Origin of the sequence: Glycomyces mayteni, assembly GCF_042428885.1 — a bacterium.
GTDB lineage: Bacteria > Actinomycetota > Actinomycetes > Mycobacteriales > Micromonosporaceae > Glycomyces > Glycomyces mayteni.
Map to the genome: position 1 here is coordinate 1,133,140 of NZ_JBHMBP010000004.1, position 11,821 is coordinate 1,144,960.

General features: G+C 70.9%; 11 protein-coding genes and 1 tRNA gene. 4 read left to right on the forward strand and 8 right to left on the reverse strand.

Annotated elements, in window-relative coordinates:
• Nucleotides 1-17 precede the first annotated feature (17 nt).
• The 6 genes from ACFFXY_RS20530 to glmU all read right to left on the reverse strand — a co-directional run bounded on the left by ACFFXY_RS20530 (nucleotide 18) and on the right by glmU (nucleotide 6,535).
• Nucleotides 18-839 carry a 3'(2'),5'-bisphosphate nucleotidase CysQ gene (locus ACFFXY_RS20530; protein WP_382354874.1) on the reverse strand — a complete coding sequence of 274 codons (822 nt, stop codon included), beginning with the start codon at nucleotides 837-839 and terminating at the stop codon, nucleotides 18-20.
• A gap of 101 nt (nucleotides 840-940) precedes the next feature.
• Entirely contained in the window at nucleotides 941-2,446 is a 1,506-nt protein-coding gene (locus ACFFXY_RS20535; protein WP_382354877.1) for a sugar transferase, read from the reverse strand.
• A 139-nt stretch (nucleotides 2,447-2,585) separates the two neighbouring features.
• Entirely contained in the window at nucleotides 2,586-3,194 is a 609-nt protein-coding gene (pth, locus tag ACFFXY_RS20540; protein ID WP_382354880.1) for an aminoacyl-tRNA hydrolase, read from the reverse strand.
• A 9-nt stretch (nucleotides 3,195-3,203) separates the two neighbouring features.
• Nucleotides 3,204-3,809, reverse strand: coding sequence for a 50S ribosomal protein L25/general stress protein Ctc (locus ACFFXY_RS20545; RefSeq protein ID WP_382354883.1), 606 nt, complete (start codon nucleotides 3,807-3,809; stop codon nucleotides 3,204-3,206).
• 201 nt (nucleotides 3,810-4,010) lie between these two features.
• A complete protein-coding gene (locus tag ACFFXY_RS20550) occupies nucleotides 4,011-4,994 on the reverse strand; it encodes a ribose-phosphate diphosphokinase (protein ID WP_359948089.1) in 984 nt (327 codons plus the stop codon).
• A gap of 101 nt (nucleotides 4,995-5,095) precedes the next feature.
• A complete protein-coding gene (glmU, locus tag ACFFXY_RS20555) occupies nucleotides 5,096-6,535 on the reverse strand; it encodes a bifunctional UDP-N-acetylglucosamine diphosphorylase/glucosamine-1-phosphate N-acetyltransferase GlmU (protein ID WP_382354886.1) in 1,440 nt (479 codons plus the stop codon).
• Between the two features lie 178 nt (nucleotides 6,536-6,713).
• Here glmU and ACFFXY_RS20560 point away from each other — a divergent pair, with 178 nt between their 5' ends.
• Genes ACFFXY_RS20560 through ACFFXY_RS20575 form a run of 4 tightly spaced genes read left to right on the forward strand, consistent with a single transcriptional unit; the run spans nucleotide 6,714 to nucleotide 10,956 of the window.
• Complete coding sequence (locus ACFFXY_RS20560; RefSeq protein WP_382354888.1) at nucleotides 6,714-7,814, forward strand: sugar ABC transporter substrate-binding protein; 1,101 nt, start codon at nucleotides 6,714-6,716, stop codon at nucleotides 7,812-7,814.
• A 17-nt stretch (nucleotides 7,815-7,831) separates the two neighbouring features.
• Nucleotides 7,832-8,593 (forward strand): ATP-binding cassette domain-containing protein, encoded by a 762-nt coding sequence (locus tag ACFFXY_RS20565; protein WP_382355558.1) that lies wholly within the window; start codon nucleotides 7,832-7,834, stop codon nucleotides 8,591-8,593.
• Complete coding sequence (locus ACFFXY_RS20570) at nucleotides 8,590-9,867, forward strand: sugar ABC transporter permease (RefSeq protein WP_382354891.1); 1,278 nt, start codon at nucleotides 8,590-8,592, stop codon at nucleotides 9,865-9,867. The genes ACFFXY_RS20565 and ACFFXY_RS20570 overlap by 4 nt, the downstream gene beginning before the upstream one ends.
• A 3-nt stretch (nucleotides 9,868-9,870) precedes the next feature.
• Nucleotides 9,871-10,956, forward strand: a complete 1,086-nt coding sequence (locus ACFFXY_RS20575; protein ID WP_382354894.1) for an ROK family protein — start codon at nucleotides 9,871-9,873, stop codon at nucleotides 10,954-10,956.
• A gap of 9 nt (nucleotides 10,957-10,965) precedes the next feature.
• Here ACFFXY_RS20575 and ACFFXY_RS20580 read toward each other — a convergent pair.
• Nucleotides 10,966-11,040 (reverse strand) — tRNA-Gln (locus ACFFXY_RS20580).
• 105 nt (nucleotides 11,041-11,145) lie between these two features.
• Nucleotides 11,146-11,802: a hypothetical protein gene (locus ACFFXY_RS20585; RefSeq protein ID WP_382354897.1), complete on the reverse strand. Its 657-nt coding sequence runs from the start codon at nucleotides 11,800-11,802 to the stop codon at nucleotides 11,146-11,148.
• Nucleotides 11,803-11,821 lie beyond the last annotated feature (19 nt).

The following is an 11,821-nucleotide window of genomic DNA, read 5'->3' on the forward strand; positions in this document are numbered from 1 at the left end:
CTTGCGGACCAGTGCGGTCAGTGTCCCTCGACGGCGCGGAGCAGCGGCTCCGCCAGGTCGGGGCGACAGACCAGCAGATCGGGAAGGTAGGGGTCGGCCTCGTTGTACCGCAGCGGAGCGCCGTCGATCCGCGAGGCGTGCCAGCCCGAGGCCAGCGCCACCGCGACCGGCGCGGCGGAGTCCCACTCGAACTGGCCGCCGGCGTGGACGTACGCGTCGACTGTACCGGCGACCACGGCCATGACCTTGGCTCCGGCCGAGCCCATCGGCACGAGCTCGGCCCCGAGCGCGGCCTCGGCGGCGAGCGCCTGCGCGGGCGGGCGGGTGCGGGAGACGGCGATGCGCGGCTTGGCGGGCGCCTCGGCGGGCACGGCGTAGACCGCGTCGGTGCGCAAGGTCACGCCCTGCGCGGGGAGGGCGACGGCGGCGGCGGTGAGGCCGAGGCCGCGCTGCCAGAGGGCGACGTGGACGGCCCAGTCGTCGCGGCCCTCCTCGGAGTACTCGCGGGTGCCGTCGAGCGGGTCGATGATCCACACGCGGTCGGCCCCGAGCCGCTCGGTCCCGACGCGACCGGCCTCGCCCTTGCCCTCCTCGGAGAGCACGGCGTCGCCGGGGCGCTCGGCGCCGACGCGGCCGAGCAGGAAGTCGTTGGCGCGCAGGTCCCCCGCGGCCTTGAGCGCACGGGCGTCGCCGAAGCCGAGCTCGTCCCTGATCCGCAGCAGCAGCTCCCCGGCACCGGTCGCCAGCGACGCGGCCAGCGCCGTGTCGGCGGGGTCCGCGGCCTCGGGCGTGGCGGTGGGGGCTCCGGTCTCGGACGCGGGGCCAGGGGCGTCGTGCATGCCGGTCAGTCTACGCTGCGGCCCTTCCGCGTCCAAATGTTGAGCGATCGTGTCCCGCGATTCGGGAGTCATGGGCGGCTTTCTAGAGCGGAGCGGAACGGTCAGTACGCGCCCTGCGGGCGCAGGATCGCGGTCACGGTGCGCAGCAGGATCACGAAGTCGAGCGAGAGCGTCCAGTGCTCGACGTACCGCAGGTCGAGGCGCACGGCCTCCTCCCACGGCAGGTCGGAGCGGCCCGAGACCTGCCACAGGCCGGTCATGCCGGGCTTGACGGCGAGACGGCGGCGCATGTCGGACTCGTACGCGGCGACCTCGACGGCCAGCGGCGGGCGCGGCCCGACCAGGCTCATGTCGCCGCGGAGCACGTTCACCAGCTGCGGGAACTCGTCGATCGAGAAGCGGCGCAGGTACTTCCCGATCGGGGTGATGCGCGGGTCGTCCTTCATCTTGAACAGCACGCCGTCGGACTCGTTGAGGTGCGCGATCTCCGCGAGCCGCCGCTCCGCGTCGGTGTACATGGTGCGGAACTTCCAGATCGTGAACGGCTGCCCGTCCTTGCCGATGCGCTCCTGCTTGAACAGGGCCGGGCCCGGGGAGGTACATCGGATGAGGAACGCGGCGCCCAGCAGCAGCGGCGAGAGCATGAGCAGCATGAACGCGGCGCCGAGGCGGTCCACGGCGTCCTTGGCGACGCGGCGCACGCCGGTGAGGCGCGCGTGGTCGAGGTGGAGCATCGGGAGGCCGTCGACGGGGCGCACGGTGGTGCGGTCGCCCGCGACGTCGACGAGCGCGGAGGCGACGATGAGGTCGACTTCGCTGCGCTCCAGCTTCCACGCGAGGCGGCGCAGCGCCTGCCCGTCGATCTCGGGGCAGGACAGGACGATGACGGTGTCGGCGCGCTCGGCGGCGACGGCCTCGGCGATCCGGTGGAAGCTGCCGCGCACGCGGGTGTTGAACTCCAGCAGGGCCCCTCGGGGCCGCTCGGTCGGCAGGCAGGCGGCGACCACGTTGAGCCCGTGGTAGTGCTCGCGCCGCAGCTGCACGATGAGCGCGGCCACGGAGGACTCGTGGCCGACCAGGACGACCCGCTTCATGCACCTGCCGGAGCGGCGCATCCGGTGCAGCCACTTGCGCCACGCGAAGCGCGCGGTGATGGAGAACGCTGCGGCCGTGGGGATCGCGATGAGCACGAACACCCGCGAGGTCGGCACTTCGAGTCCATAGGAGACGATTGCGACGACGGCGGTGAGGCCCACGGCGGCGTGCACGACGCGCTGGTACTCCTCGGTGCCCACGAACAGGTACCGCTTCTCGAAGGCCCGCGAGAGCCCGAGCGCGAAGAGCCACACGGCGGGCAGGGCGATGAGCGCGAGCGCGTACACGCGGGTGTGCCCGTCGAGGTGCCCGAAGCGGGCGCCGAACGCCAGGCCCGCGCCGAGGATGCCCGCGGTGACGTCCGAGGCGATGATCCCGGCGAAGTACTTGCGCTGCCACGCCGGTGGGCCGCTGTAGGGCCTGGTCCCCTGAGGACTGATGGAGTAGACGCGCCCGCGCGCGCGCACGCCGTGGGTGCTCTCGGAGCTCTCAAGTGCCTCGGTAACCGTCACAACGGATCTAACGACCGAGTGGACGAAGAGTGACGGAATTGTCACGCTAAGGAGTACATGAGACCGGTCCACACGCGAGGAGGGTGAGGGGATTCCACCCGAAAGTGGAAGCGGCGCAGGAAGAACCTAAGAGGGAGCGTTACTGAGCCTTCGGTTCGCTCCGCTTCGCTGCGTTCACAGCGTTCTGCGCCATCACGAAGCCCTTCTCGATGATCGCCTCGACCGCGTCGGCGGCGAGTTCGATGCCGAGGTCCACTTCGGGGCGTTCGGCCTTGGCGAAGTCCTTGAGGACGAAGTCGGCGGCGTCCTGGCGGCCGGGCGGGCGGCCGACGCCGAAGCGGACCCGGGCGTAGTCCTTGGTGCCGAGGGACTTCGAGAGCGAGCGCAGGCCGTTGTGGCCGCCCTCGCCGCCGCCGCGCTTGATGCGGATCTCCCCGAACGGGATGTCGAGCTCGTCGTGGACGGCGATCACCGACTCGGCGGGGACGCCGTAGTACTGGGCGAGCGGGGCGACCGAGTCGCCCGAGAGGTTCATGAAGGTCAGGGGCTTCACGAGGATGACGCGAGGCCCGCCTACCCCCAGGCGGGCCTCGCAGACTTCGGCGCGGGCCTTGCGGACCACGGCGAACTTGCCGCCGACGCGTCGGGCGAGGGCGTCGGCGACCATGAAACCGACATTGTGACGGTTCGCGGCGTATTTCGGCCCGGGGTTGCCCAGGCCCGCCACGAGCGTCGGGGTGTCGGTCATGAGTCGAATCTACTCCGCGGCGGCGGGGGCCTCGGCGGCCTCGTCGGCGTCGGAGTCGGCGGCGGCCTCGGAGCGGGGCTCGCTCACGGTCGCGACGGACTGCTCGCCGTCGTTGAGGATGACGACGCCCTTGGGGACGGCGATCTCGGCGACGGTGCGCTGCGAGCCGATGGCCAGGCCTTCGAGGTCGACCTCGATGGAGTCGGGGATGGCGGTGGCCTCGGCCTCGATGTTCAGGCTGGTGAGCTCGTGGACGACCAGGCCGCCCTTCTCCACCTCGCCGGTGAAGGAGATCGGCACGTCGGTGGTGATGGTCTCGCCGCGGCGGACGATCAGGAGGTCGGCGTGGACGATCTCGTCGCGGAGCGGGTCGCGCTGGATGTCCTTGGGGATCACCAGTTCGCGGGTCCCGTCGGTGACCTCGACCTGGATGAGCTGGTTCAGGCCGCCCTTGCGGAGGACGGCGGCGAATTCGAGTCCGGGAAGGGAAATGTGGCGCGGCTTCTCGCCGTGGCCGTAGACCACCGCGGGAACCTTTCCAGCCCTGCGCGTACGGCGGGCACCGCCCTTCCCGAAGTCAGTGCGAGGCTCTGCGCTGATACGAACTTCGGACACGGAAATACTCCCCTGTTTTTTAGCAACGATTCATGCGGCGCTCGACGCTCACGTCGGCATTCAGAAGGGCACAGCAGCCCTGAAAAGACCTACGCCTTTGCGTCGATTACGGCGCCCTCTGGAGGACACCCTCGCCGTCGGCAACCCCACCAGAGTACTACGCGCATCCGGTGGGGCTTGCCACGGGCGTCGATATGTGATTTAGGAGAGGCCGCCGAACAGGGTCGTGACGGAGCCGTCGTTGAAGACCTCCCAGATGGCCTTCGCGACGAGCGGGGCGATCGAGAGGGTGGTGATCTTCTCCAGGTCCTGCGCCTCCTTGGGGAGGGGCAGCGTGTTCGTCACGATGACCTCGGAGACGGGGGCCTTGGCGAGGCGCTCGACGGCGGGCCCGGACATGATCGCGTGCGTCGAGGCGATGACGATGTCCTCGACGCCGGACTTGGCGAGCATCTCGGCGGCGGAGCAGATGGTGCCCGCGGTGTCGATCATGTCGTCGATGAGCAGGCAGGTGCGGCCCTCGACGTCGCCGACGACCTTGTGCGCGACGACCTGGTTGGGCTTGAGCGGGTCGCGGGTCTTGTGCACGAACGCGATCGGGCAGCCGCCGAGCCGGTCGGACCAGCGCTCGGCGAGGCGCACGCGCCCGGTGTCGGGCGAGACGATCGCCATCGGGCGGTCGCCGTACTTCTCCTCGACGTAGCGCGCGAGCGTGCCCATGGCGAACAGGTGGTCGACGGGGCCGTCGAAGAAGCCCTGGATCTGCGCGGTGTGCAGGTCCACGGTGAGGATGCGGTCGGCGCCGGCGGTCTTGAACAGGTCGGCGACCAGGCGCGCGGAGATGGGCTCGCGGCCGCGGTGCTTCTTGTCCTGGCGCGCGTACGGGTAGAACGGGAGGACGATCGTGATGCGCTTGGCGGAGCCGCGCTTGAGCGCGTCGATCATGATGAGGGTCTCCATGACCCACTCGTTGATCGGCGCGGGCATGGACTGCACGACGAAGGCGTCGCAGCCGCGCACGGACTCCTGGTAGCGGACGAACAGCTCGCCGTTGGCGAACGAGTACGCGCTCATCGGGGTCGGCGCGACCCCCAGGTGCTTGCCGATCTCCTCGGCCAGCTCCGGGTACGCGCGCCCGGAGAACAGCATGAGCATCTTGGAGTTGACAGCGGACATGCTCGCCATGACGTGGGCTCCCCCATAGGTCGTCTCACCAGAACCTCGACGGTTCCAGTGTCCCCGACCGGCCCGGCCGGCGGAAGCCGACCGGGGCGTTTAGTGTCGCGTCACGCTTCGGACACTCCCGCCTCACCTTTCGCTCGCCTTGCTGCTTTGTCGGAGACGGTGCCGGGGCGCTTGCGGGCGACCCAGTCCTCCAGCGCGGCCTGGCGGGCGCGGGCGACGGCGAGGTCGCCGGGCTCGACGTCCTTGACGATCGTGGACCCGGCGGCGACGTACGCGCCGTCGCCGACCGAGACCGGGGCGACCAGCACGGAGTCGCAGCCGAGGAACGCGCCCTCGCCGATCTCGGTGTGGTGCTTCTTGACCCCGTCGTAGTTGGCGACGATGACGCCGCAGCCGATGTTCGCGTCGGCGCCGACCGTCGCGTCACCGAGGTAGGCGAGGTGCGCGGCCTTGGCGCCCGCGCCCATCTCCAGGTTCTTCGTCTCGACGAACGCGCCGATCTTCGACCGCTCGGCGAGCTTGGAGGCCGGGCGCAGGTGCGCGAAGGGGCCGACGTGGGCGCCCTCGCCGATGTGGGCCTGCGTCGCGTGCGAGCGCACGACCTCGGCGCCGGCGCCGACGATGGTGTCGGTGAGCGTCGTGTCGGGGCCGATCTCGGCGCCGGAGTCGACGGCGGTGGCGCCCTTGAGCTGCACGCCCGGGTGGATGAGCACGTCGGGGGCGACCTTGACGGTGGCGTCGATCCAGGTGGTGGCCGGGTCGTCCATGGTCACGCCGGACTTCATCAGCTCGGTGTTGATGCGGCCCTGGAGGATGCGGCGCAGCTCGGCGAGCTGCGCGCGGTCGTTGCAGCCGAGGGTCTCGGTGGGGTCGTCCACGACGACCGCGCCGACGGTGTGCCCGGCCTCGCGCGCCAGCTCGATGATGTCGGTGAGGTAGTACTCGCCCTGGTCGTTCGCGGTGGAGAGGCGGTCGAGCTGCTCGCGCAGCACGTCGGCGTCGCACGCGAAGGTCCCGGAGTTGATCTCGCGGATGGCGAGCTCGGTGAGGTCGGCGTCGCGGTGCTCGACGTTGCGGAGCACGTTGCCCTCGTTGTCGCGCACGATGCGGCCCAGGCCGGTGGGGTCGTCGACGACGGCGGTGAGGACCGTGACGGCGTTGCCCTTCTTCTCGTGCACCTCGACGAGCTCGGCGATGGACGCGGCGCGCAGCAGCGGCGCGTCGCCGAAGGCGACCAGGACGGTGCCCTTGAGGTCCGGGTTGGCGTCCATGGCGATGCGCACGGCGTGGCCGGTGCCCAGCTGCTTGTCCTGGAAGACCGTGTCGGCCTCGGGGGCGACCTCGGCGAGGTGGGCGCGGACCTGGTCCGCGGCGGCCCCGACGACCACGATCCGGCGCTCGGGCCGGATCGCCCGCACGCTGCGGAGGACGTGGCCCACCAGGGTGCGGCCGAGCACCTCGTGGAGGACCTTCGGTTTGGTGGACTTCATGCGGGTGCCCAGGCCGGCGGCCAGGATGATCGCAGAACGCTCACTGCTCATGATGGGCCATGGTAGTCGGTGGCGCCGACGTGAACGGCCCGGGCCGCCGGGCCGCGGCGTGCGCGCTCCATTACCGAATCGTTACGCGTGGAACACGTTCTCCATCCCGCCGCCTCTTGTGCGACGTGTGTCGGTCATCATATGTTGCAGTCAACAACAAATCTCGGAGGTACCTCTCATGCACTCCACCAGCATCCCGCTCCGACTCCTCGCCGCGCTGGGCGCGGCGGCCCTGGCCCTGACCGCGGCCGCGTGCGGCTCCGGCGACGACGGGGCCGGGGGCGACGGCGACACCCCCCTCATCGGCGTCATCCTCCCCGACTCCGCCTCGTCCGACCGGTGGGAGACCGCCGACCGCAAGTACCTCGAAGAGGCCTTCAAGGCGGCCGGGGTCGACTACGACATCCAGAACGCCCAGGGCAGCCGCGAGGACTTCCAGACCATCGCCGACCAGATGCTCACCAACGGCGTGGACGTCCTCGTCACCGTGAACCTCGACTCCGGCACCGGCAAGACGGTCATCGAGAAGGCCAAGTCCCAGGGCGTGGCCACCATCGACTACGACCGCCTCACCGAGGACGGCGGCGCGGACTACTACGTCAGCTTCGACAACGAGCAGGTCGGCGTCCTCCAGGGCCAGGGCCTCGTCGCGTGCCTCGAAGGCGCCGCGGGCCCCTCCCTCATCGCCGAGCTGAACGGCTCCCCCACCGACAACAACGCGACCCTGTTCAAGAACGGGTACGACTCGGTCCTCGACCCGCTGTACGCCGACGGCACCTTCGAGAAGGGCCCCGACGAGTGGGTCCCCGACTGGGACAACGCCCAGGGCGGCACCCTCTTCGAGCAGATGCTCACCGACACCGGCGCCGAGATCGACGGGGTCCTGGCCGCCAACGACGGCCTCGCCCACGCCGTGATCACCGTCCTCCAGCGCAACAACCTCAACGGCACCGTGCCCGTCACCGGCCAGGACGCCACCATCCAGGGGCTCCAGAACATCCTCACCGGCGACCAGTGCATGACCGTCTACAAGGCGATCAAGCAGGAGGCCGACGCCGCCGCCGAGCTCGCGGTGGCCCTCGCGAACGGCGAGACGCCCGAGACCGAGGCCAGCGTGACCGACCCGATCAGCTCCGCGGAGGTCCCCTCGGTCCTCCTGGAGCCCCTCTCCGTCAACATCGACAACATCCAGGACGTCGTCGACGACGGCTACGCCGACCCGGCGGAGCTGTGCGCCGGCGACTACGCGGCCCTGTGCACCGAGCACGGGATCGGTTAAAGGAGAAGAACACGGTGCTGCTCGAACTCACCGGCATCTCGAAGCGCTTCGGACCGGTGGAGGTCCTCTCCGACGTCGATCTCGCGATCGACGCCGGAGAGGTCTGCGCCCTGGTCGGCGACAACGGCGCAGGGAAGTCCACTCTGGTCAAATGCGTGGCCGGCATCCACAGCGTCGACGGCGGCGAGGTCCGCGTCGACGGGGAGCCCCGCACCATCACCGGGCCGCGCGACGCCGCGGGCCTGGGGATCGAGGTCGTCTACCAGGACCTCGCCCTGTGCGACAACCTCGACGTGGTCGAGAACCTCTTCCTCGGGCGCGAGAAGCGCCGGGGCATCGTCCTCGACGACGACGCCATGGAGCAGCTCGCCGCCGAGACCCTCTCCTCGCTGGCCGTGCGCACCATCCGCAACCTCCGCCAGCCCGTCGCGAGCCTCTCGGGCGGGCAGCGCCAGACCGTCGCCATCGCCAAGGCGGTCCTGTGGAACTCCCGGCTCGTCATCCTCGACGAGCCGACCGCCGCGCTCGGCGTCGCCCAGACCCGCCAGGTCCTCGAACTCATCCGCCGCCTCGCCGACCAGGGCCTGGCCGTCCTCTACATCTCCCACAACCTCAACGACGTGTTCGCCGTGGCCGACCGGATCGCCGCGCTCTACCTGGGTCGCATGGCCGCCGTCCTCGACGCGGCCGACACCACCCAGTCGCAGGTCGTCGAGTTGATCACCAGCGGCCGCTCCGGCCAGCTCGGCCTGACCGACCAGAACGGAGCCCGGCCGTGACCACTCCTGTGCTTCCGAACGACGCCGACACCCCGCAGGCGGCCCCGCCGGCCCCCGGCGCGGTCCAGGCCGTCGTCGACCACGCCAAGGACTACTGGGCGAACGTCCGGTCCGGCGAGGTCGGGGCGCTCCCGGCCGTCGCCGGGATCATCGCGCTGTGCGTGTTCTTCGGGCTCTCCAAACCCGTGTTCCTGTCCGTGGGGAACCTCGCGAACCTCTTCGGGCAGGGCGCGGCCGTCGCGTGCATTGCCATGGGCCTGGTGTTCGTGCTCATCCTCGGCGAGATCGACCTCTCCGCGGGCTTCGCGTCCGGCGTGTGCGCCTCCGTGATGGCCGTGATCCTCACCGACTGGGGCACGCCCTGGCCGCTCGCGATCGGCGCGGCCCTCGCCACCGGCGTCGTCATCGGCCTCGTCCTCGGGACGCTCGTGGTGAAACTCGGCATCCCCTCGTTCGTGGTCACCCTCGCGGCGTTCCTCGCCTTCCAGGGGATCGTCCTGATGATCCTCGACGAGGGCAGCAACATCTCCATCAACGACGAGACCGTCAAGACCATCGCGGGCGGGAACCTGGAGCGCTGGCAGGGCTGGGCGCTCCTGGCCGTGACCGTCGCCGCGTACGGGGCCATCCAGATCCAGCGGTGGCGCCGGCGCATCGCGCGCTCGCTCGTCCACGAGCCGCTCGCGGTCGTGCTCGCGCGGATCGGGGCGCTCACGGCGCTGCTGGCCGCGGGCGTGTTCCTGCTCAACCTGGAGCGCTCGGCGAACCCGCAGATCATCTCCCTCACCGGCGTGCCCGTCGTCGTGGTGATCCTCGGGGGCCTGTTCGCGGTGTGGACGTTCGTCCTCCACCGCACCAGGTTCGGGCGCCACCTCTACGCGGTCGGCGGGAACCCGGAGGCGGCCGTGCGCGCCGGGGTCAACGTCGACCGCGTGCGCATCGCCGCGTTCGTCATCTGCTCGGGCATGGCCGCGGTCGGCGGCGTCGTCGCCGCATCCCGTGCGGCCTCGGTGGATCCCAACACCGGAGGGTCCAATGTGCTGCTGCTTTCGGTCGGGGCGGCGGTGATCGGCGGTGCTAGCCTCTTCGGAGGCAAGGGCACGGTGCGGGCTGCCCTCCTGGGAGGAGCGGTGGTGGCGATCATCAACAACGGCATGGGGCTCATGGGCCTCAGCGCCGGGGTGCGGTTCGGCGTCACCGGTGCGGTCCTGCTCCTCGCGGCGGGCGTCGACGCCATGTCGCGGGGCCGGGGCAAGCTCTTCGGCAGGCACTGACCGGTGGCCCGGACCGGGACCGAGGAGCTGCGGCGACGCAACCGCGCGGCGCTCGTCGAGCAGTTGCACCGGCACGGTCCCCAGACCCGCGCCGAACTCACCGAGGCCCTCGGGCTCAACCGGTCGACCATCGGCGCGCTCGCGGCCGACCTCGCCGAGTCGGGGCACCTCCACGAGACGACGGGGCGGTCGACCGGCTCGGCCGGCCGGCCCTCCACCCTCGTGGAGTGCGTCCCCAAGGCCGCCACCGTCACCGCCGTCGAGATCCGCGCCGACCGGGTGCGGTTCGCGCTCGTCGGCCTCGGCGGCGAGGTCCTCGAACGCGCCGAGACCGAACTCGACGGCGCCGACCCCGTGGAGGCCGTCGCGGTCGTCACCGGCGGGTCCGCCCGCGACGCCCTCGAATCGGTCGCCGCCGTCCCGGGCCTGGTGGACGCCGGGGTCGTCGCCCACTCCACCGAGCTCGGCTGGGCCGGGCGCGACCTGGCCGCCGACCTCGCGACCGCGACCGGCCGCACCTGGCAGGTCGTGGACACCGCGACCGCCGCCGCGGTCGGCGAATGGTCCCGCGGCGACGCCCACGAGTCCGTGAAGCTCCTGTACCTCCACGGCGGCCGCGGCCTCACCGCGGGCCTGGTCGCCGAGGGCCGCGCCCAGCGCGGCGGCTCGATCCAACTGGGCCACATCGTGGTCCAGCCCGGCGGGCACGAATGCGGGTGCGGCCTGCGCGGGTGCCTGGAGGCCGAGATGGAGGTGTTCGGGTACGCGGAGGACATCGAGCACGCGACCCTCGCCGCCGGCATGGGCGACGCCGCCGCCCGCGACGGCCTCCGCCGCTCCGGCGAGGACCTGGGCCGCGCCCTCGGCGCCGTCGTCACCGCCACCGGCCCCGACGAGATCCTCTTCGGCGGCTGGCTCCGCGAGCTCTACCTCTCCGCGGCCGCCCCCGTCCGCTCCGCCCTCGCCGAGACCACCCTCCCCCACCTCCGCTCCCGCCTGCGCCTGCGCACACCGGTGCTCGCCGACGAGGGGGCCCTCATCGGAGCGGCGGAGACGGGGTTCGCAGCGGTCATCGACGGCATGCGCTGAAAGGGCTGATGGCTGGCCCGCCAGGACTCGAACCTGAAACGACTGAACCAAAATCAGTAGTGTTGCCGATTACACCACGGGCCAATGGCCGCACGAAGCGGCCGGAACAAGGATATCGCTAACGGTCGGCCGCGGCATGCCCGGGCCGCGGAGACGGCGGGGGCCGCGCCTCCCGGCGCGGCCCCGCTCCTAGCTGTTCGACCAGACGTGCCTGGGCACCTGCGCGTAGATGTCGATGAGGAAGTCCGCATAGAAGAACACCTCGTCGAGCTTGAGCGCCCCCGACCGGAACGTCATGAGCCAGGGCCCCTCGAAGCGCCACTGGTAGGAGCGGGCGCGCTGGTCGGCGAGCATCCACTCCATGGTCCGGGCGTGGATCACGTCGTACGCGAAGCGGCGGTTCGGGGACTTGATGCGGAAGAAGTCGTTGAACGCCTGGTTCTCGAAGTCGATGTCCTTCGCGAACCGCTTCGTCAGGAAGTTCTCCTGGCTGATGTCCAGCAGCGGCCGGGTCGTGGGCAGGCCGATCGCGACGATCTGGTTGGTGTGGGTCTGCTGCTCCTTGCCCGAACCCGTCGTGTACTGGTACTGGAAGAACACGATGTGAGAGCCCTTGTACATCCCCCGGAACACGTCGATGCCCTTGCGGGAGTGCCCGTTGTTGAACGGGTCCTCGCTGGAGAGGCCGACCACCGAGTTGTCGGACGGCTCGTACGTGAAGCCGTACTGGGCCGCCCAGGCCCGGTACATCGCGATCTTCTTCTGGCGGGCGCGCCAGCCGAAGTAGGCGATGGCGGCGACGATCACGCCGCAGACGACGTAGATCACCCAGTTGCTGCTGTCCACGGGGCGCATTCCTTCTTAC

Coding starts and splice junctions, on each gene's coding strand:
- ACFFXY_RS20530 (WP_382354874.1), bottom strand. CDS start 839: ATGCACGACGCCCCTGGCCCCGCGTCCGAGACCGGAGCCCCCACCGCC.
- pth (WP_382354880.1), bottom strand. CDS start 3,194: ATGACCGACACCCCGACGCTCGTGGCGGGCCTGGGCAACCCCGGGCCG.
- ACFFXY_RS20550 (WP_359948089.1), bottom strand. CDS start 4,994: ATGGCGAGCATGTCCGCTGTCAACTCCAAGATGCTCATGCTGTTCTCC.
- glmU (WP_382354886.1), bottom strand. CDS start 6,535: ATGAGCAGTGAGCGTTCTGCGATCATCCTGGCCGCCGGCCTGGGCACC.
- ACFFXY_RS20560 (WP_382354888.1), top strand. CDS start 6,714: ATGCACTCCACCAGCATCCCGCTCCGACTCCTCGCCGCGCTGGGCGCG.